Below are 18,864 nucleotides of genomic sequence, written 5' to 3' on the forward strand. Positions count from 1 at the left end.
TCACGGCCGGGCCGCCGCCACCGCTGCCGTTGCCGCCGACTCGGCGAAGCGCTGGGCGACGGAGGGCTCGGCCGCCCAGTGCGTGTGCAGGTAGCTGGCGTGCACGCCCTGCTGTACGAAGCCCTCGACGCGGCGTTCCGGATGCGTGAACCCCCAGGCCGGGGCCGGGCCGGCGCCGGGCTCGAGCACCGTCCGGTGGAACTCGTGCCCGCGCAGCCGGGTCCCGGCGGCCGCGAGGGCGCTGTCGGACACCGCCACCGCCTCCCGGTAGCCGAGGGTGAGGCGCTCCGACATCCGGGCGTCGGCGTCGAGCACCCCGCACATGGGCTTCCCGTCCAGGGACCGGGCGAGGTAGAGCAGCCCGGCGCACTCGGCGGCCACCGGGCCGCCGGCCGCGGCGAAGGCGGCGACGGCCGCGCGCAGCGGCTCGTTGGCCGACAGCTCGGGCGCGTACACCTCGGGGAAGCCGCCGCCGATCACCAGGCCGGCGGCTCCCTCGGGCAGCGCCTCGTCCCTGAGCGGGTCGAAGGTGACGACCTGCGCCCCTGCCGCCGTGAGCAGCTCCGCGTGCTCGGCGTACGAGAACGTGAACGCCGCCCCGCCGGCCACGGCGATGACGGGCCGTCTGCCGGGGCCCTGCCCCGGACCAGGCCCCGGGGGCACTTCCAGTCCCGCCGGCGTTTGAGGCACGCGGCCCGGGGCGGAGCCCCAGGTGCGCGCCAGCGCACTTGCCGGGGACCAGGCCTCGCACGGCAGGGCCGGGGCCGTGCGGGCCAGAGCCACCAGGGCGTCCAGGTCGCACCCGGCCCGCACCTGGTCGGCGAGCGCCGCGACAGCGGCAAGCGCATCGGCCCGCCGCTCGGCGACCGGCACCAGGCCCAGGTGCCGGGACGGCGCGGCCACCTGCGGAGCCCGCCGCAGCACGCCGAGCACCGGCATGCCCGCCTCCTCCAGCGCCTCCCGCAGCATCGCCTCGTGCCGGTCGGAGCCGACCTTGTTCAGGATCACGCCCCCCAGCCGCACCTGCGGATCGAAGGACGCGAAGCCGTGCACCAGCGCCGCCACCGACCGCGACTGCGAGGAGGCGTCGACGACCAGCACCACCGGCGCCCGCAGCAGCTTCGCCACGTGCGCCGTCGACGCCAGTTCACCCCGGCCCGCGGCCCCGTCGTAGAGGCCCATCACGCCCTCCACCACCGCGAGGTCGCACCCGGCCGCCCCGTGCGCGAACAGCGGAGCGACCAGCTCCGGCCCGCACATGAAGGCATCGAGGTTGCGGCCCGGACGGCCGGTGGCCAGCGCGTGGTAGCCGGGGTCGATGTAGTCCGGCCCGGCCTTGTGCGGGGACACGGCGAGGCCGCGCTCCGAGAAGGCCGCCATCAGCCCCGTCGCCACGGTGGTCTTGCCGCTGCCCGACGAGGGCGCGGCGATGACCAGCCGCGGGACGTTCACGGACGAACTCACCACTCGATGCCCCTCTGGCCCTTCTGGCCGGCGTCCATCGGGTGCTTGACCTTGGTCATCTCGGTGACGAGATCCGCGAACTCCAGCAGCTTCTCCGGCGCGTTGCGGCCCGTGATCACCACGTGCTGGGTACCGGGACGGTCCCGCAGCACCTCGATGACCTCGTCGACGTCGATCCAGCCCCAGTGCATCGGGTACGCGAACTCGTCGAGCACGTACAGCTTGTGCGTCTCGGCCGCCAGGTCCCTCTTGACCTGCTCCCAGCCCTCCTTGGCCGCCTGCTCGTTGTCGAGCTGCGCGTCCCGCTGGACCCAGGACCAGCCCTCGCCCATCTTGTGCCAGACGACGGAGCCGCCCTCGCCGGAGGCGCCGAGCACCTTGAGCGCGTTCTCCTCGCCGACCTTCCACTTCGCAGACTTGACGAACTGGAACACCCCGATCGGCCAGCCCTGGTTCCAGGCGCGCAGCGCCAGCCCGAAGGCCGCCGTGGACTTGCCCTTGCCGGGGCCGGTGTGGACGAAGACGAGCGGACGGTTGCGGCGCTGGCGCGTCGTGAGCCCGTCGTCCGGAACGACGGTCGGCTGTCCCTGCGGCATTACGCGGCCCTCCTGTTGGTGTCGGAAGCGGAAGATGTCACTGCGGTACGTACGCTTTTCACGAGCCCGGCCAGCGAGTCGGCCCGCAGCCCGTCGAGGGTGACGGCCGGCCCCCCGAGATCGGCGGCCAGTACCCCGGCCAGCCCCAGCCGGACCGGCCCGGTCTCGCAGTCCACGACCACGGACGCCACGCCCGCGGCCTGGAGCAGCCGGGCGCTGCGCCCCGACAGCTCCCGCGGGTCCCCGCCGAGGGCGCCGGCCGAGGTGGCCCGCCCGTCGGTGACGACCACGAGCAGCGGCCGTCGCGACGGGTCCCGGAGCCGCTCGATCCGCAGCACCTCCTGGGCCTTCAGCAGCCCGGCGGCGAGCGGGGTGCGGCCGCCGGTCGGCAGCTGCTCCAGCCGGGCCGCGGCCGCGTCCACCGAGGAGGTGGGCGGCAGTGCCAGCTCGGCCGTGGCCCCGCGGAAGGTGATCAGGCCGACCTTGTCCCGGCGCTGGTAGGCGTCCAGGAGCAGTGACAGCACGGCGCCCTTGACCGCGCTCATCCGCTGCCGGGCGGCCATCGAGCCCGAGGCGTCCACGACGAAGAGGACGAGGTTGCCCTCGCGGCCCTCCCGCCTCGCCTGGCGCAGATCGTCCTTGCGGATCACCAGGCCGCGCCCGGCGCGGCCGCGCGCCTTCTGGTGCGGGGCGGCCGCGTGCACGGTGGCCGCCAGGTGAAGCTTCGTCAGCTGGCCGCTGGGGCGGTGCGCGCCCGTGGTCCGGCCGTGGGCGGTACGGGCGCGCGAACGCCGCCCGGCGGCGCCCTCGCCGAGGCCGGGCACGCTCAGCATCTTCGTGCGGAACGGCTCCGCGGCCCGTACGGCGGCCTGTTCGGGCCCGCCGGCCCCCTGGGCGGAGGGCTGCGGGGCCTCGGGGGCGTCCGCGGGGGCCTCCGGCGCCCCGGTGGTCTCGGTGGTCTCCGGCGGGGCCGCGGCCTCGGACTCGGGGCCGGAACCCTGCGGGGGCACCCCGCCGCCGTCCTGCCCGCCGCCGTCCGGGCCGCCACCGCCGTCGGGACCGTCGGGCTCCGGGTCCGGCTCGGGCTCGTTCTCCGGCTCCTCGTCCGGGAACCGGTCGAGGATCTCGTCCAGCTTGTCCTCGTCCAGCCCCGGCGCGTCGAAGGGGTTGCGCCGCCGCCGGTGGGGGAGCGCCAGCAGAGCGGCCTGCCGTACGTCCTCCTTCAGTACGTCGGTCCGCCCGGCCCAGGCGGCCAGCGCGGTCGCGGTCCGGGCCATCACGATGTCCGCCCGCATGCCGTCGACCTCGAAGCCGGCGCAGGTCGCGGCGATCCGGAGCAGCGCGGTGTCCCCGAGCCGGACCTGCGGGAGCAGCGCCCGCGCCGCCACCACCCGGGCGCGCACCTCGTGTTCGTCATCGGCCCAGCGGGTCGCGAAACCGGCCGGGTCGTCCTCGTAGGCGAGCCTGCGGCGCACGACCTCGACGCGCTGGGCGGGCTCGCGGGAGGCGGCGACCTCGACGGTGAGCCCGAAGCGGTCCAGGAGCTGCGGCCGCAGCTCGCCCTCCTCGGGGTTCATCGTGCCGACGAGCAGGAACCGTGCGGCGTGGCGGACGGAGACGCCCTCGCGCTCCACATACGAGGCGCCCATCGCGGCGGCGTCAAGGAGAACGTCCACCAAGTGGTCATGGAGGAGGTTCACTTCATCGACGTACAGGATCCCGCGGTGCGCGTCGGCGAGCAGGCCGGGCTCGAAGGCCTTCACGCCTTCCGCCAGGGCCCGTTCGATGTCGAGTGCCCCGACGAGGCGGTCCTCGGAGGCCCCGACGGGCAGCTCCACCACGCGGGCGGGCCGGGCGGCGCCGGGTCCGGGCTCGTGCGGGCCGTCCGGGCAGGCCGGGTCGGGCGCGGCCGGGGCGCACGAGAACCGGCATCCGGGAACCACGTCGACCTGCGGCAGCAGCGCCGACAGCGCGCGCACGGCCGTGGACTTGGCGGTGCCCTTCTCGCCGCGCACGAGCACACCGCCGACCGCCGGGCTCACGGCGTTGAGCAGGAGCGCCAGCCGCAGGTCGGTCTGACCGACCACTGCGGTGAACGGATAGGGCGTGCTCATGCGTTGCTCACTCCTTCGAAGCTGCGGACCGTTCCCGGGGCTCCGCCCCGGACCCCGCGCCCCAAACGCCGGCGGGGCTGGATGTGGCTGATGCCGCCTGCCCGGCGCGGCTGGACGGCGCGCAGCGCCATCTCAGCCGCGCCGGCGTTTGAGGCGCGGGTCCGGGCAGCGCCCGCCCGCGGCGAAGCCGCACATCGGTACTGCGGGAAGGGGCGGGGTGGGGGAGAGCCCCGCAGGGCCCGGCCCCTCACGGCGCGCCCGGGGGGAGGAAGGGGAGGCCGGCAGGGGCACCGCCCTCGATCAGGCTCAGCAGCGCAGCGGTGTCGGCGTGCTCCTCGATCAGGTCGCCCAGCAGGTCCAGCTGCTCCTCCCGCAGGGCGGCGAACGAGGTGTCCGGGGCCGGGACGAAGCGGCGGCCCGCAGCCGAGGCCACCTCGCGGAGGAACGCCCGGCGGAAGCCGTCCGACTCCAGCGACCCGTGCCAGTGCGTCCCCCACACCGACCCGACCCGGCAGCCGTCCAGGAAGGGGGACCCGCCCAGGACTTCGGCCACCCCGTGGTGGATCTCGTAGCCGGAGACCTCCTCGCCCAGCGCCGAACCCGCCGGCCGCGCCAGGGTCTTCTCCCGGTCGAAGCGGACGCGCACCGGCAGCAGCCCGAGCCCGTCCACCGACCCGGCCCGCGATTCGACCTCGTCCTCGATGTGCTCGCCGAGGACCTGGAACCCGCCGCAGATGCCCAGCACCGGCCGCCCCTCGGCGGCCCGCCGCAGCAGCGCGTCCGCGAGCCCGCGCTCCCGCAGCCACTCCAGCGCCCTGACCGTCCCGCGCGTCCCCGGCACGACGACGAGGTCCGCGTCGGCCAGTTCCTCGGCCCGGTCCACGAACCGCACGACCACCCCCGGCTCCGCCGCGAGCGCGTCGACGTCCGTGAAGTTCGACATCAGCGGCACCGCGCACACCGCGACCCGCAGCACGTCCTCGCCCACGGGCGGCGCCACCACGGACTCCCGTACCGCTCCCCGCAGGGAGACCCGGAGCCCGTCCTCCTCGTCGATGCCCAGCCCGTGCTGGAACGGCAGGACCCCGTACGTGGCCCGCCCGGTCAGGCCGCGCAGCATCTCCATGCCCGGCTCCAGCAGCGTGACGTCACCGCGGAACTTGTTGACCAGGTATCCGGCGATCAGCGACTGGTCCTGCGCCGACAGCAGAGCCGTCGTACCGAAGAAGGAGGCGAAGACCCCGCCCCGGTCGATGTCCCCGACCACGACCACCGGGAACCGCGCGGCCCGCGCGATGCCCATGTTCACGATGTCGGTCCGGCGCAGGTTGATCTCGGCCGGACTCCCCGCCCCTTCGCAGATCACGGCGTCATACGTGCCCCGCAGCTGCTCCAGGCAGTCCGTGACGATGCCGAGCAACTGCTCCTGCCTGCCCCCGTGGTAGCCGCGGGCGCTCATCTCGCCCACCGGCCTGCCCAGCAGCACCACCTGGCTGCTGCGGTCGCTGCCCGGCTTGAGCAGGACCGGGTTCATCAGCGCGGTCGGCTCCACGCCGGCCGCCTGGGCCTGCATGGCCTGGGCGCGGCCGATCTCGGCGCCCTCCAGGGTCACGAAGGAGTTCAGCGACATGTTCTGCGCCTTGAAGGGCGCCACCTTCACGCCCTGGCGGGCCAGCCAGCGGCAGATGCCCGCCGTGACCACGCTCTTGCCCGCGTCCGATGTGGTTCCCGCGACCAGCAGTCCGCCGCCGCGCTTCGCGCCGCTCATGCGCGCCCCCTCCGTGATGTACGCGAGACCAGCGTCCGGGCCGCCACACAGGCCCCGAGCGCCAGCCAGGTCACCTGCCGCGACAGCCGTACCGCCCGCTCGATGTCCGCGACCTCCACCGGCCGCCCCGCCTCGCCGTTCAGCACCGCCCGGTGCTCGACCCGCCCCCCGTACGCCAGGGTGCCGCCCAGCCGTACGCCGAGCGCCCCCGCGAAGGATGCCTCCACGGGGCCGGCGTTCGGGCTCGGGTGCTCGGCGGCGTCCGCACGCCAGGCCCGTACGGCTCCCCGCCGGTCGGGACCGGCCAGTACGGCGGCCAGCGCGGTCAGCCGGGCGCCCGGCCAGCCAGCCAGGTCGTCGAGCCGGGCCGAGGCCCAGCCGTAGCGAAGGTAGCGGGGGGACTTGTGGCCGACCATCGCGTCCAGGGTGTTCACGGCGCGGAAGGCCAGCAGTCCGGGGACCCCGGCGACGGCGCCCCACACCAGGGCACCGACCACCGCGTCGGAGGTGTTCTCCGCGACCGACTCCACGACGGCGCGGGCCATCTGCTGCTCGTCCAGGGCGTGCGGGTCGCGCCCGCACAGGTGCGGCAGCCGCTCCCGGGCCACCTCGGCGTCCCCGGCGGCCAGCGCGCCGCCGATGGCGCGGGCCTCGCGGCCCAGCGAAGTGCCGCCGACGACGGCCCAGGTGGCGGCGGCGGTCAGGGCGATACGGGCGGCCGCGGGCCGGGAGCGCACGGCGCGGGCGCCCAGCGCGCCGGCGGCGGCCGCGCCCCCGGCGCAGACCAGGGTGTGCAGGAGGCCGCGGGCGCGGTCGTCGCGCCACAGGGCGCGTTCGACTGCGGCGGCGGCTCGTCCGAAGGCGGCCACGGGGTGCCCTCGGCGCGGATCCCCCAGGATCCGGTCGCCGATCAGGCCCGCCGTGACGCCGTACGCGAAGACGCGATCGGCACGCATGGTGGCAGGTATGTCCTCACTCAGGGTCCGCGCCCTGGTTCGACGTGTCCGGTGGCGAGAGTTCCTGGCTCCCGGGTCGCACTCGGCCGAGTGCCCCGGTGACAGTGGCGGGACCGCGCCGGATTCGCACCGGACTTCCTCTCCATGCCGCCGTGTTGGCTCGGGCAGTCCACCACGCACCGCGAATGCCCGTCAACTCGCCGTTGACCTGCGGCGGTGCGGCGGCCGGGAGGCGGCGGGGTACGCGAAAGCTCCCCCCGGGAGAAACCCGGGGGGAGCCTTCACGCGTGACGTCTCAGACGACGATCAGGTAGATCCCGTACGCCACGGCCGCCGCGCAGAGCGCGAAGCAGGCGTACGCGCCGCTGCGGGCCAGGGTGGCCGCGCCGCCCTGCTCGGTGGCGGCCTCGTGCTTGGACAGGCCCACCAGGCCGAGGGTGAACAGGGCCACGAGGGCGACGGTGGCGGAGAGGCTGACTCCGAACACGGAGCCGAGTGCTTCCCAGTCGATCTTCATACCGCTGATTCCTCTGTCGTTCTCGGGGTCAGACCGCCGCGGCCGGAGCCGCAGGCGTCGCGGTCGAGGCCGGGATGGTGGCCTTGAGGTCCTCGTCGGTCACGGCGGCGGTCGTACCGGCCGCGGCGACGGTCGGCGGGACGGTGACGGCCGCGATCGCCGTGGTGACGACACCCGGCTCCTCGGTGCCGGCCGCCGGCACGTCGTTGACGTTGGTGTGGTCGATGACCTGGCGGCGCGAGATGAACCAGATGGCGAGGCAGGAGCCGACCAGGAAGACCGTGACGGCGGCGATGCCGACGTCACCGGTGCGCATGACCAGCTCGGCGCCCGCCGAGACGAGGGCGGCGGCCGGCAGGGTCAGGCCCCAGGCGATGAACATGCGGGTCGCGGTGGACCAGCGGACCACACCGCCCTTGCGGCCCAGGCCCGCACCCATGACCGCGCCGGAGCACGAGTGGGTGGTGGAGAGCGAGAAGCCGAGGTTCGAGGAGGCCAGGATGACCGTGGCGGCCGAGGTCTGGGCGGCGAAGCCCTGCTGCGGCTGCAGGTCGGTCAGGCCCTTGCCCATGGTGCGGATGATGCGCCAGCCGCCCAGGTAGGTGCCGAGCGCGATCGCGAGACCGGCGGAGAGGATGACCCACACCGGCGGGTTCGCGTCGGGCGCGATCGCGCCGCCCGCGATGAGCGCCAGGGTGATGATGCCCATCGTCTTCTGCGCGTCGTTGGTGCCGTGCGCGAGGGAGACGAGTCCGGCCGAGGCGATCTGACCGGCGCGGTAGCCCTTGGCCGAGGTCTTCTCGCCGACCTTGTTGCCGAACTTGTACGTGACCTTCGTGGCCAGCATCGCCGCCAAACCGGCGACGAGCGGGGCCGCGATCGCCGGGATCAGCACCTTGGTGACGAGCGTGTCGCCGTTGACCGCGCCGAGGCCGGCCGAGGCGACCGCGGCACCGATCAGGCCGCCCATCAGGGCGTGCGAAGAGCTGGAGGGGAGGCCGACCAGCCAGGTGAGGAGGTTCCAGAGGATCGCGCCGACCAGGGCGGCGAAGATCACCTCTGGCTGGATGCCTTCCTCGTTGACCAGGCCCTTGGAGATCGTCTTGGCGACCTCCACGGACAGGAAAGCTCCGACGAGGTTGAGCACGGCGGACATGGCCACCGCCGTCTTGGGCTTGAGGGCGCCGGTCGAGATGGTGGTAGCCATCGCGTTGGCTGTGTCGTGGAAACCGTTCGTGAAGTCGAACACGAGAGCGGTGATGATCACGATCCCGAGGAGAAGCGTTATGTGCTCCATTTACCCAGGCTTCTGTTTGACGTCAGTGGCTCGGCGACCGTAGGCAACCTGGATGAACGGAAGGTGAACTACCGCGGGCCTAATGGTGTCTCCGTGAGGGGAGTGATCGGGCCATTCGTCCCGATTCTGGCGTAGGTATCTCGATAAATGCACGTCAAAGCGGGGTGAACGCACCCCTCCGCGGGAGACCTCCGGCCTGTCGGCCCACTCGTCCGCGACAGCGAAAGAGAGCTAGATCACCTCGGTTTCGGCGCCCGCCGGAACGATTCCCTCCGGTGGCCCGCCGAAGCCCGCGCCCCGACACTGGAGCGGTGCGTACCGCGACAGCGACGGCAGCGGCCGTCACCACGACCCTCCTGGGCGCCGGCGTGGCCGCGGTCGCGGCCGGCCGGTACGCCGCCGACGCGGCCCTGCGGCCCGAGCCCGGGCGCCCGCTGCCCGGCAGCCCTCGCCTGAGCGTCCACTCCACCGCCGCCGGCCGGGTCGTGCTCACCCGCTCGCTCGGCTCCCTGCGCCCCGGTACGTACGGACTCGACGCCCCCGGGGTGCACGCCGTGGTCGGGCCCGTGCTCCCCGACGCCGAGCACGACCCCGACGCCGTCGTACGCCGCCTGCTCGCCGTCACCCACGGCAGCCTCGACCCCGGCATCCGGGTCACCCTGACCCCCCAGGTCCACCTCGGGAACCCGCGTACCGCCCTCGGGCTCGACCACGCCGACGTGGACGTCCCCGGGGAGCTCGGCGCCCTGCCCGCCTGGTTCGTGCCCGCGGCCCGCGACACCTGGGTCATCACCGTGCACGGGCTCGGCACCAGCCGGGAGCACCCGATGGTGGTCATGCCCTTCCTGCACCGGCACCGGCTGCCCGTCCTGGACCTGGCCTACCGCGGCGACCTCGGCGCCCCCGCCTCCCCGGACGGCCTCGGCCACCTCGGCGAGTCGGAGTGGCGCGACCTGGACGCCGCCATCCGCTACGCCCTGCGCTACGGCGCCCGCCGCGTCATCCTGCACGGCTGGTCCACCGGCGCCGCCATGGCCCTGCGCGCCGCCGAGCGCTCGGCGCTGGCCGGCCGGATCTCCGGGCTGGTGCTGGACTCTCCCGTACTCGACTGGCACGCGACCCTGCGCGCGCTCGCGGCGGCGCGCCGCACCCCGGCCCCCGTGCTCCCGCTCGCGGTCCGGGCCGCCGAGGGCCGCGCGGGACTGCGCGCCGACCACCGGCCGCCCCTGGCGGACCCGGGCGCGCTGCGCGTCCCCGTACTGATCTTCCACGGCCCGGACGACACCCTCGCCCCCTGGGAGCCCTCGCGGCGGCTCGCGGCGGCCCGCCCCGACCTCGTCAGCCTGCACACCGTGCGCCAGGCGGGCCACGGCGCGATGTGGAACGCCGATCCGGCCAGGTACGAGGAGGCCCTGCGCCGCTTTCTGACCTCCCTGATGTGACCGTTTGTGTGAAGGGGATGTGGCGGCGGGAGTCCTGCGGGTGAGTTGCCCCGGTCTGCACCTCGGGCCCTCCTCGGAAACGGCTGGTTCCGTTTGGGCTTTCGGCCAGTGACGGGCGAGACTGCTTCCGTGACGTCCCGAAAGCCTGATGAGCAGTTGGCTCGCGACTCCAGACTCCGACTCGTCTCTCCGCGTTCCGTCGCCGCGGCCCGCAAGGCGGTGACGGACCGACGTACCCGGCCCGCTCCGAGGCCCCCGGCGGGTACACCCGCCACGGCCGACCTCGCGAACCGCGCCCGGGCCTCGCTCGCAGACGCCGTACGCCTGACCCGCTGGGCCGAACTCAACCTCGGTGCCGGCGACAGCGGCCGGCCCGCCCTCACGGGCGCCCTGCGCGCCGAGGACGTCGAACGCGCCGCCGGAGAGCTGAACCTGACGCACGGCCAGATCAGAGTCGGCTGGGACCGCGCCCGGCTCGCCGGTCTCGTCGAGGTGCACGGGGGCCATGCCCGGCCCGGCTGGCGCCTGCGCGCCTGGGACCGGGACGACACCGCCGTACTGCGCGGCTGGGTCGCCCTCTTCGACGCCTGGTCCCTCGTGCACCCCGCCCCCGCCGACATCGCCCCCGCGGCCGTCGCCGAGGTCGTCGAGGCGATGCCCCAGCTCCTGTCCCTGCTCCAGCTGTCCGCCGGGCCGGTGACCGTCCCCGACCTCCTCGACCTGCTCGGGCAGCGCGTCACCGAACTGCGCGACGAGCGGTGCGAGGTCCCCTACGACGCGGAGCCCGCGGCCGGGGCCGCCGGCTCCGCCGAGAACCGGCCCGTTCCGCTCGCCCGGCTGCTGCGCTGGGCGCTCGGCGGACTCGCCGCCGTGGACGCGGTCACCCTCGGCCCCGCACGCGCCGCCCTCACCCCGCTGGGCAGTTGGGCGGTCTGGGTCAAGCTGGAACAGATCTGCGTGGCCGCGCAGAGCCCCGCGGGGAACATCGAGCAGTCCGCCGCCGCCATGCTGCACGGCTGCGCCCGGCTCACCCCCGGCCCGGCCCGGGCCGAGTACCGCGCCTGGCTCGCCGCCCGGCCCGTCCGGCACGCCGTCGGCGAGCTCCTGAACGCCGCCCGCGGCGAGGACGCCCTGCTGCGCGGCCTCGCCTTCGAGGCGCTGCGCGTGGTCGGCGCCCCCGCCGAACCCGAGGTGCGCGCCGCCGTACGGGAGCCCGCCCTGCGCCCCTACGCCCTGCTCTGGCTCGCCGAGCACGACGGGGTCGACCCCGACGAGGCGCAGGACGTCCTCACCCGCGAGGAGTCGACCTGGCTCTGGGTGGACACCGCGGCCGCCATCGCGGACCACGGCGAAGCGGACCTGCTGGCCCGCCACCTCGACTCCGCCGTCCGGACCACCGTGCCGAGGCTGCTGGACGAGGTCCGCGCGGTCGGCCACCCGCGCACCGTGCAGGTCCTGGTCGCACTGGCGGCCGCCCACCCCGACCCGGCCCTGGCCAAGGCGGTCCGCCGGGCCGCCTTCCAGGTCCACACCGGCGGCGCGTAGCCCCGTAGGAGCGGGGACGAGGACGGCGGCGAAGGCGGGGGCGTACCCGCCGCGGGTCTCAGACCTGCGGCGCGTACGTCCCGAAGCTCCAGATGTTGCCCTCGCCGTCCCGGGCCATGTAGTCACGGGAGCCGTAGTTCTGGTCGGTGGGCTCCATCAGGACTTCCGCACCGTGCTCCACGGCCCGCCGGTGGTGGGCGTCGACGTCCTCGACCACGACATAGACCCCCGAGGGCCCGGCATCGCCCATGGCCTGGTCGAAGACCCCGCCGGTGCCCTTGCTGCCCAGCATCACCACGCCGTTGCCGTAGGCCAGCTCCGCGTGCACCACCGAGCCGTTCTCACCCTCGTACACCGCGACCTGGCTGAAGCCGAAGGCCTCGGTCAGCAGCTTGATGGCTGCCTTGGCGTCGCGGTAGACCAGCGTGGGGCAGATGGACGGAACGCCTGCCATGACGATCACTCCCTCTCGTGACGGTGACCCACGTCACAGCATGGCAGGCGCCGCCGACAGTCAGCGGAAGGTGTTGCACTGGGCCATGTCGCCCGTGCGGTAGCCCTGGTAGAACCACTGCTGGCGCTGCTCGGCCGACCCGTGCGTCCACGACTCCGGGGTGACCCGGCCCTGGATCTTCTCCTGGATCCGGTCGTCGCCGACCGCGGCCGCCGCGTCCAGCCCGTCCCTGATGTCCGCGTCGGTGAGCGAGGTGATCAGTGGCCGGCCGGTGGACTCGTCCGGGGTCCTCGTCGCGTTGTGCGCCCACACCCCGGCGTAGCAGTCCGCCTGGAGCTCGACCTTGACGGCGTTGCTGGCCGCGCCCTGCTGCCCGTCCTGGGCCCGCTGGAGCGTCCCGGTCAGGTTCTGGATGTGGTGCCCGTACTCGTGGGCGATGACGTACGCCTGGGCGAAGGGGCCGCCGCTCGCGCCGAACTTCGTGCGCAGTTCGTCGTAGAACGCCAGGTCCAGGTAGACCCGCCGGTCGGCGGGGCAGTAGAAGGGCCCGACCGCCGAGGTGGCCGCACCACAGGCGGTGTTCACCCGGTCCTTGAAGAAGAACGTGGTCGCCGGGCTGTACGTACCGCCGCGCCTGGTGAACTCCTGCCTCCAGAAGTCCTGTGTGCTGTTGACCACGGCGACCAGCCGGCAGTCCTCCCGGGCGTTCGCGTCCCGCCCCTTCCTGCAGGTCTGCTCGACCTGGCTGACGGAGGACGCGGCGGGCGCCGGCTCCGGGTCCCCGGAGGACAGCCCCAGCTGCTCGGGCCCCACACCGAACAGCAGGCCCATGACCAGCGCGATCAGTCCGACGATGCCGCCGCCGATCGTGGCCCTCCCGCCCGGGACGCGGCTGCCGCGCACGTCCTGGACTTCGGAAGTGTCCAGATCGGCGTCGTCGTCGAACTGCATGCCGCACCGCCCTCCACGTGTGGGACCAGCGGGACCGCGTGGCCGCCCCTGCGGCGAGTATCAGCCCGTTCATCCGGATGCGCGCCCCGGCCCGCGGTGCGGCCGATGAGCCGAACGGGGGACACGGAGGTGGGCGCCCGGGGCGCCCGCCGGCCCCGAAACCAGTTGCACACCCCCGGTAGAATGTCTCTCATGGCAAATCTCCTCGCGGATTAGCGGCGTCGAAGCTTCGCGTCCTGCCCCCCTTCCGCCGTCCCGACCGCCCTGGAGCATTTCCGTGATCACCGCCACCGGTATCGAGCTGCGCGCCGGCGCCCGCATCCTCCTCGAGTCCGCTTCCTTCCGCATCGCCAAGGGCGACCGCATCGGCCTGGTCGGCCGCAACGGAGCGGGCAAGACCACCCTCACCAAGTGCCTCGCGGGCGAGGGCCAGCCCGCCGCCGGCTCCATCGCCCGCTCGGGCGAGGTCGGCTACCTCCCGCAGGACCCGCGCACCGGCGACCTCGACGTCCTGGCCCGCGACCGGATCCTGTCCGCCCGCGGTCTCGACGTCCTGATCAAGAAGATGCGGATGAACGAGGAGCGCATCGCCACCGGCGCCGGGGCCACCCGCGAGAAGGCGCTCAAGCAGTACGAGCGCCAGGAGACCGAGTTCCTCACCAAGGGCGGGTACGCCGCCGAGTCCGAGGCCGCGACCATCTCGGCCGCCCTCAGCCTCCCGGACCGGGTCCTGGGCCAGCCGCTGCACACCCTCTCCGGCGGTCAGCGGCGCCGCGTCGAGCTCGCCCGGATCCTCTTCTCGGACGCCGACACCCTGCTCCTCGACGAGCCGACGAACCACCTCGACGCCGACTCGATCGTCTGGCTGCGCGACTACCTGAAGAACTACCGGGGCGGCTTCGTCGTGATCTCCCACGACGTCGACCTGGTCGAGACCGTCGTCAACAAGGTCTTCTACCTGGACGCCAACCGCTCCCAGATCGACGTCTACAACATGGGCTGGAAGCTCTACCAGCAGCAGCGCGAGGCCGACGAGAAGCGCCGCAAGCGCGAGCGCCAGAACGCCGAGAAGAAGGCCGCGGCCCTGAACTCGCAGGCCGACAAGATGCGCGCCAAGGCCACCAAGACCGTCGCCGCGCAGAACATGGCCAAGCGCGCCGAGCGGCTGCTGTCCGGCCTGGAGGCCGTCCGCGTCTCCGACAAGGTCGCCAAGCTGCGCTTCCCGGACCCGGCGCCCTGCGGCAAGACCCCGCTGACCGCCGAGGGCCTGTCGAAGTCCTACGGCTCGCTGGAGATCTTCACCGACGTCGACCTGGCCATCGACAAGGGCTCCCGCGTCGTCATCCTCGGCCTCAACGGCGCCGGCAAGACCACCCTGCTGCGCCTGCTGTCGGGCACCGAGAAGCCCGACACGGGCGTCGTCACCCCCGGCCACGGCCTCAAGCTCGGCTACTACGCCCAGGAGCACGAGACCCTGGACCCGGAGCGCACGGTCCTGGAGAACATGCGCTCCTCCGCGCCCGACCTGGACCTGGTCGCCGTACGCAAGACGCTCGGCTCCTTCCTCTTCTCCGGGGACGACGTGGACAAGCCCGCCGGCGTGCTCTCCGGCGGCGAGAAGACCCGTCTGGCCCTGGCCACGCTGGTCGTCTCCTCGGCGAACGTGCTGCTGCTCGACGAGCCCACGAACAACCTCGACCCGGCCAGCCGCGAGGAGATCCTGGGCGCCCTGCGCACGTACAAGGGCGCGGTCATCCTGGTCACGCACGACGAGGGCGCGGTCGAGGCGCTGGAGCCGGAGCGGATCATCCTGCTCCCGGACGGCGTCGAGGACCTGTGGGGCCCGGACTACCGGGATCTGGTCTCTCTCGCCTGATCCAATTCCTTATGGATCATTCGGCTCAGGGGTGATCCATCATCTGAGTGAGACGGTCTCGTACCGTTGCGCGTCGTACGACGGCCCCGGCCGCGCTCGCAAGAGTGCGCGACCGGGGCCGTTCGTCTGCTCGCGTCCCGCCCCTGACCTGGTGATTCCCGATGAGGGCGACAGGGTGTGACGGAGGTCATGTGGCGGAAGAGAAGATTCCGTTCTGCTCGGGTGTCCACCCCTCGAGAAATGCGGCCGTACCGACCTTGCGGAATGGGTGGCCAGGAAGCGTGGGAGGGGTGATCATGAGAAGTCCAGAGCGCACTTCCCATGAGGAGGCACGGGTGGCCGAGACTCTGAAGAAGGGCAGCCGGGTAACCGGCGCCGCGCGCGACAAGCTCGCGGCAGACCTGAAGAAGAAGTACGACTCCGGGGCGAGTATCCGGGCGCTGGCCGAGGAGACCGGCCGGTCCTACGGATTCGTCCACCGGATGCTCAGTGAGTCCGGGGTTTCGCTGCGCGGTCGCGGTGGCGCGACGCGGGGCAAGAAGGCGGCTACGGCCTGACCCTGGTCCCATCGGTTCCAACGCTCGAACGTTCCACAGGCTCCACATGGTCCGACGATTCCTCCGGTGACCCCCGGTCGACCGCCAGGTCGACTGGGTGGTTACTGTGCAGTCACTTAGGCTGGCTTTGCGGCCGACTGCACACCGGAGGCATCAGATGACTCTGCTCGACAAGGACGGCGTACGACTCACCGTCGACGACACGCTCGCCACGGTGACACTGACCAATCCGGCCAAGCGAAACGCTCAATCCCCCGCGCTCTGGCGGGCTTTGGCGGAGGCCGGAAGGTCGTTGCCGGGCACCGTCCGGGTCGTCGTGCTGCGCGGCGAGGGCAAGTCCTTCTCCGCCGGGCTCGACCGGCAGGCGTTCACCCCCGAGGGTTTCGAGGGCGAGCCGTCCTTCCTCGACCTGGCACGCGGTTCGGACGAACTGCTCGACTCCACGATCGCCGAGTACCAGGAGGCGTTCACCTGGTGGCGGCGTAACGACATCATCTCCGTCGCTGCGGTGCAGGGGCACGCGATCGGCGCCGGCTTCCAGCTCGCGCTCGCGTGCGACCTGCGCGTCGTCGCCGACGACGTGCAGTTCGCCATGCGCGAGACCAGCCTGGGCCTGGTGCCCGACCTGACCGGCACCCAGCCGCTGACCTCGCTGGTCGGCTATGCCCGCGCGCTGGAGATCTGCGCCACGGGCCGCTTCGTGCATGCCGAGGAGGCGGAGCGGGTGGGCCTGGCCAACCTAGTGGTCCCGGCGGACGAGCTGGACGCGGCCGTCCAGGACCTCGCCACGGCCCTGTTGGCGCCGCCGCGCGACGCGGTGATCGAGACCAAGGCGCTGCTGCGGGGTGCGCAGTCGCGCCCGTACGACGAGCAGCGCGCCGCCGAGCGCGCCGCCCAGGCCCGCCGCCTGCGCGACCTGGCGGGCCTCTCGGACTGACCCGCGGCGCCTTGGCGGGGCTGGACGTGGCTGATGCCGCCTGCCCGGCGCGGCTCATGTAGTGCCGCAGCTCAGCCAAAAACCAGCCCCGCCGGCGTTTGAGGCGCGGGGTCCGGGGCGGAGCCCCGTTCTTTCAGCCCCGTCGGGCCAGTCCCAGGGCGCAGGCGGCGTCGCGCGCTTACCGTGGTGTCGGAGTGAGTCCGCACGCGCGAAGGGACATGCGATGACCGAATCCGCATCGGGCAGCCCCGGCAAGGCGCCCGCCGACCGGGGCCGCACCACCATCGCGGACGGAGTGGTCGAGAAGATCGCCGGGCTCGCCGCGCGCGAGGTGGTCGGCGTGCACGCCATGGGCAGCGGCAGCGGGCTCTCCCGCACCTTCGGCGCGGTCCGCGACCGCGTCCCCGGCGGCAGCGGGAAGGCCTCCGTCAGCCGGGGAGTCAAGGCGGAGGTCGGCGAGGTCCAGACCGCCCTCGACCTGGAGATCGTCGTCGACTACGGCGTGTCGATCAGGGACGTGGCCCGGGCCGTCCGTGAGAACGTCATCTCGGCGGTCGAGCGGATGACCGGCCTGGAGGTCGTCGAGGTCAACATCGCGGTCAGCGACGTCAAGCTGCCCGACGAGCCCGACGAGGAGCCGGAGCCCCGGCTCCAGTAGCCGAGAGGAGCCACGCAATGAGCATGGCGATCGCCGGCCTGTTCGCCGGCATGGCCCTGGCGTTCGCCGGGTACTTCGGCGGCTTCGGAGCCTTCCTGCTGGTGGCGGCGCTCGGCGCCATCGGCTTCGTCGCCGGCCGGTTCCTCGACGGGGACCTGGAGCCCGGGGACCTGTTCCGGCGCCGCGACGACCGGCGCGGGTGAGGCGCCGATGAGCAGCACCACCCCGCCCCGTGCCGCCGCGCCCCGGGTGGCTCCCGCCGACCGGGGGGCCACCCGTATCGCCGACCGGGTCATCGCCAAGATCGCCGCCCAGGCCGCCCGGGAGGCGCTCGCCGCCCCGCCGGACCGGGCGGCGGCTCCGCACGCCACCGTCACCGTGCACCACGACATCGCCCGGGTACGGGTCAGCCTCGAGCTGGACTACCCCTCCGACCTCGCCGCCCAGTGCGCGGCCGTACGGCGTCAGGTCGCCCTCCGGATCGAGGAGTGCGCCGAGATGTCCGTACCCGAGGTGGACATCGACATCGAGCACCTGCACTCCAGCCACGCCCGGCCCGCCGCCGGGCGGGACCGGCGGCTGCGGTGACGGACACCACCCCCCGCGCCCACCGGTTCCGCTCTTCCCGCCGCGTGCCGGCCGCACTCACCGCGCTCGCCGTGCTGGGGGTGGCGGGGCTGTTCCTGTACGACCTGGCCGCCGTACGGGCCCACCGGCCCGGCATGACCTGGCGCCGCGAGCTCGCCCGGCAGCTGGACCGGCACACCCCGGCGGACCTGGGCGTCCTGCTGGGCGGCGGTGCCCTCGCCGTCGCCGGCGCGGTGCTCCTGCTGCTGGCCTTCGCCCCCGGGCTCCGCGGGATCCTGCCGATGCGGACCCCGGACCCGGGCCCGGACCGGGAAGCGGATACGGCCGCCGGGCTGCGGGCCGGCCTCGGGCGCAAGGACGCCGCGCAGATCCTGAGGGACCGGGCCATGGAGGTGTCGGGGGTGCGGTCGGTCCGGGTCAAGGTGGGCCGCTCCCACATCCGGGTCCGGGCCACCTCGCACTTCCGCGAACTGGACGACGTACGGGCCGACCTGGACGCGGTCCTCGCCGTCGGCATCGGGGAACTCGGCCTCGCGCACCCGCCGCACCCGCATGTCCGGGTCAGGAGGTGACGGGATGCTCGGGGTGGTGAACCGGATCCTGCTGGCCGTGACGGGCCTGCTCCTGCTGGCCGCCGGGGGCTCGCTGCTCGCGGCGTCCTGGCCGCTGGGCGGCCGCCACGCGCCGCTGTTGACCGAGGAGGCCCGGCGCAGGCACTGGCATGCCGAGGGCTGGTGGTGGTGGGCGGTGATGGCCGGCCTCGGGCTGTGCGTGCTGCTGTCGCTGTGGTGGCTGCTGGCCCAGCTGAGGCGCTCGCGGCTGCGGGCGCTGGAGGTGGACACCGGGGACGGCGCGTTCGCCCTGCTGCGCGGGCGGGCCCTGGAGGAGGCGGTGACGGCGGAGGCCGCTGCCGTGGACGGGGTCGCCCGCTGCCGGGTCGCGCTGCGCGGCAGGCGGGGATCGCCCGCACTGCGCATCGCGCTGGAACTGGAGCCCCACGCCGTCCCGGCCGATGTCCTGGCCGCCCTCGCGGGCCCGGTCCTGACCCACGCCCGCACCTCGGCGGGCCTCGCCGGACTGTCGGCGCAGGCCCGCCTGAAGGTGGCGTCCCACAAGGCCCAGCGCGTCGCCTAGGCCCTCCGTT

General features: G+C 73.8%; 18 protein-coding genes, 1 pseudogene and 1 riboswitch. Of the genes and pseudogenes, 10 read left to right on the forward strand and 9 right to left on the reverse strand.

Annotation, left to right across the window (positions count from 1 at the left end; all coding sequences use genetic code 11):
* The 7 genes and pseudogenes from ACIPUC_RS31185 to ACIPUC_RS31215 all read right to left on the reverse strand — a co-directional run bounded on the left by ACIPUC_RS31185 (position 1) and on the right by ACIPUC_RS31215 (position 8,712).
* Entirely contained in the window at positions 1 to 1,452 is a 1,452-nt protein-coding gene (locus tag ACIPUC_RS31185) for a cobyrinate a,c-diamide synthase (RefSeq protein ID WP_446593796.1), read from the reverse strand.
* Positions 1,453 to 1,460: 8 nt separating this feature from the next.
* Positions 1,461 to 2,060, reverse strand: a complete 600-nt coding sequence (gene cobO / locus ACIPUC_RS31190) for a cob(I)yrinic acid a,c-diamide adenosyltransferase (protein WP_361765578.1) — start codon at positions 2,058 to 2,060, stop codon at positions 1,461 to 1,463.
* Entirely contained in the window at positions 2,060 to 4,174 is a 2,115-nt protein-coding gene (locus tag ACIPUC_RS31195; RefSeq protein WP_446593734.1) for a putative cobaltochelatase, read from the reverse strand. The genes cobO and ACIPUC_RS31195 overlap by 1 nt, the downstream gene beginning before the upstream one ends.
* 7 nt (positions 4,175 to 4,181) lie before the next feature.
* Positions 4,182 to 5,942: pseudogene (locus tag ACIPUC_RS31200) on the reverse strand (cobyric acid synthase).
* Positions 5,939 to 6,898, reverse strand: coding sequence for a cobalamin biosynthesis protein (locus ACIPUC_RS31205; RefSeq protein WP_446593735.1), 960 nt, complete (start codon positions 6,896 to 6,898; stop codon positions 5,939 to 5,941). Before ACIPUC_RS31205 ends, ACIPUC_RS31200 begins: the two are co-directional and overlap by 4 nt.
* Positions 6,899 to 6,935: 37 nt before the next feature.
* Positions 6,936 to 7,086, reverse strand: a riboswitch (cobalamin riboswitch).
* A gap of 107 nt (positions 7,087 to 7,193) precedes the next feature.
* Positions 7,194 to 7,415, reverse strand: a complete 222-nt coding sequence (locus tag ACIPUC_RS31210) for a hypothetical protein (protein ID WP_362583772.1) — start codon at positions 7,413 to 7,415, stop codon at positions 7,194 to 7,196.
* A gap of 28 nt (positions 7,416 to 7,443) precedes the next feature.
* Entirely contained in the window at positions 7,444 to 8,712 is a 1,269-nt protein-coding gene (locus tag ACIPUC_RS31215) for an anion permease (protein ID WP_446593736.1), read from the reverse strand.
* A gap of 311 nt (positions 8,713 to 9,023) precedes the next feature.
* On the opposite strand from ACIPUC_RS31215, the gene ACIPUC_RS31220 reads away from it, so the two are divergent.
* Positions 9,024 to 10,154, forward strand: a complete 1,131-nt coding sequence (locus tag ACIPUC_RS31220; RefSeq protein WP_446593737.1) for an alpha/beta hydrolase family protein — start codon at positions 9,024 to 9,026, stop codon at positions 10,152 to 10,154.
* A gap of 129 nt (positions 10,155 to 10,283) precedes the next feature.
* A complete protein-coding gene (locus ACIPUC_RS31225; RefSeq protein WP_446593738.1) occupies positions 10,284 to 11,699 on the forward strand; it encodes a hypothetical protein in 1,416 nt (471 codons plus the stop codon).
* Between the two features lie 58 nt (positions 11,700 to 11,757).
* On the opposite strand, the gene ACIPUC_RS31230 is transcribed toward ACIPUC_RS31225, so the two are convergent.
* Both ACIPUC_RS31230 and ypfJ read right to left on the reverse strand, forming a co-directional pair.
* Entirely contained in the window at positions 11,758 to 12,153 is a 396-nt protein-coding gene (locus ACIPUC_RS31230) for a VOC family protein (RefSeq protein WP_446593739.1), read from the reverse strand.
* 60 nt (positions 12,154 to 12,213) lie between these two features.
* A complete protein-coding gene (gene ypfJ / locus ACIPUC_RS31235) occupies positions 12,214 to 13,104 on the reverse strand; it encodes a KPN_02809 family neutral zinc metallopeptidase (protein WP_446593740.1) in 891 nt (296 codons plus the stop codon).
* A 277-nt stretch (positions 13,105 to 13,381) separates the two neighbouring features.
* Here ypfJ and ACIPUC_RS31240 point away from each other — a divergent pair, with 277 nt between their 5' ends.
* The 8 genes from ACIPUC_RS31240 to amaP all read left to right on the forward strand — a co-directional run bounded on the left by ACIPUC_RS31240 (position 13,382) and on the right by amaP (position 18,854).
* Entirely contained in the window at positions 13,382 to 14,980 is a 1,599-nt protein-coding gene (locus ACIPUC_RS31240) for an ABC-F family ATP-binding cassette domain-containing protein (protein WP_446593741.1), read from the forward strand.
* Between the two features lie 335 nt (positions 14,981 to 15,315).
* On the forward strand, positions 15,316 to 15,537 hold the full coding sequence (locus ACIPUC_RS31245; protein WP_030010789.1) for a helix-turn-helix domain-containing protein: 222 nt from the start codon (positions 15,316 to 15,318) through the stop codon (positions 15,535 to 15,537).
* Positions 15,538 to 15,694: 157 nt separating this feature from the next.
* Positions 15,695 to 16,474: an enoyl-CoA hydratase/isomerase family protein gene (locus ACIPUC_RS31250; RefSeq protein WP_446593742.1), complete on the forward strand. Its 780-nt coding sequence runs from the start codon at positions 15,695 to 15,697 to the stop codon at positions 16,472 to 16,474.
* 223 nt (positions 16,475 to 16,697) lie between these two features.
* Positions 16,698 to 17,132 (forward strand): Asp23/Gls24 family envelope stress response protein, encoded by a 435-nt coding sequence (locus tag ACIPUC_RS31255; protein WP_446593743.1) that lies wholly within the window; start codon positions 16,698 to 16,700, stop codon positions 17,130 to 17,132.
* Between the two features lie 17 nt (positions 17,133 to 17,149).
* Positions 17,150 to 17,335: a hypothetical protein gene (locus ACIPUC_RS31260; protein ID WP_030010792.1), complete on the forward strand. Its 186-nt coding sequence runs from the start codon at positions 17,150 to 17,152 to the stop codon at positions 17,333 to 17,335.
* A 7-nt stretch (positions 17,336 to 17,342) separates the two neighbouring features.
* Positions 17,343 to 17,720: a hypothetical protein gene (locus tag ACIPUC_RS31265; RefSeq protein WP_446593744.1), complete on the forward strand. Its 378-nt coding sequence runs from the start codon at positions 17,343 to 17,345 to the stop codon at positions 17,718 to 17,720.
* The gene (locus tag ACIPUC_RS31270; RefSeq protein ID WP_446593745.1) at positions 17,621 to 18,292 is read left to right on the forward strand and encodes a DUF6286 domain-containing protein; all 672 of its coding nucleotides are present in this window, start codon (positions 17,621 to 17,623) and stop codon (positions 18,290 to 18,292) included. Before ACIPUC_RS31265 ends, ACIPUC_RS31270 begins: the two co-directional genes overlap by 100 nt.
* 4 nt (positions 18,293 to 18,296) lie before the next feature.
* The gene (gene amaP / locus ACIPUC_RS31275; RefSeq protein ID WP_446593746.1) at positions 18,297 to 18,854 is read left to right on the forward strand and encodes an alkaline shock response membrane anchor protein AmaP; all 558 of its coding nucleotides are present in this window, start codon (positions 18,297 to 18,299) and stop codon (positions 18,852 to 18,854) included.
* Positions 18,855 to 18,864 lie beyond the last annotated feature (10 nt).

The sequence above is a fragment of the Streptomyces sp. LARHCF249 genome (assembly GCF_052871255.1).

Bases quoted from the DNA above. Each gene is read 5' to 3' on its own strand.
- cobO (WP_361765578.1), bottom strand. From the start codon at position 2,060: ATGCCGCAGGGACAGCCGACCGTCGTTCCGGACGACGGGCTCACGACG.
- ACIPUC_RS31195 (WP_446593734.1), bottom strand. From the start codon at position 4,174: ATGAGCACGCCCTATCCGTTCACCGCAGTGGTCGGTCAGACCGACCTG.
- ACIPUC_RS31205 (WP_446593735.1), bottom strand. From the start codon at position 6,898: ATGCGTGCCGATCGCGTCTTCGCGTACGGCGTCACGGCGGGCCTGATC.
- ACIPUC_RS31210 (WP_362583772.1), bottom strand. From the start codon at position 7,415: ATGAAGATCGACTGGGAAGCACTCGGCTCCGTGTTCGGAGTCAGCCTC.
- ACIPUC_RS31215 (WP_446593736.1), bottom strand. From the start codon at position 8,712: ATGGAGCACATAACGCTTCTCCTCGGGATCGTGATCATCACCGCTCTC.
- ACIPUC_RS31230 (WP_446593739.1), bottom strand. From the start codon at position 12,153: ATGGCAGGCGTTCCGTCCATCTGCCCCACGCTGGTCTACCGCGACGCC.
- ypfJ (WP_446593740.1), bottom strand. From the start codon at position 13,104: ATGCAGTTCGACGACGACGCCGATCTGGACACTTCCGAAGTCCAGGAC.
- ACIPUC_RS31250 (WP_446593742.1), top strand. From the start codon at position 15,695: ATGACTCTGCTCGACAAGGACGGCGTACGACTCACCGTCGACGACACG.
- ACIPUC_RS31255 (WP_446593743.1), top strand. From the start codon at position 16,698: ATGACCGAATCCGCATCGGGCAGCCCCGGCAAGGCGCCCGCCGACCGG.
- ACIPUC_RS31260 (WP_030010792.1), top strand. From the start codon at position 17,150: ATGAGCATGGCGATCGCCGGCCTGTTCGCCGGCATGGCCCTGGCGTTC.
- ACIPUC_RS31265 (WP_446593744.1), top strand. From the start codon at position 17,343: ATGAGCAGCACCACCCCGCCCCGTGCCGCCGCGCCCCGGGTGGCTCCC.
- amaP (WP_446593746.1), top strand. From the start codon at position 18,297: ATGCTCGGGGTGGTGAACCGGATCCTGCTGGCCGTGACGGGCCTGCTC.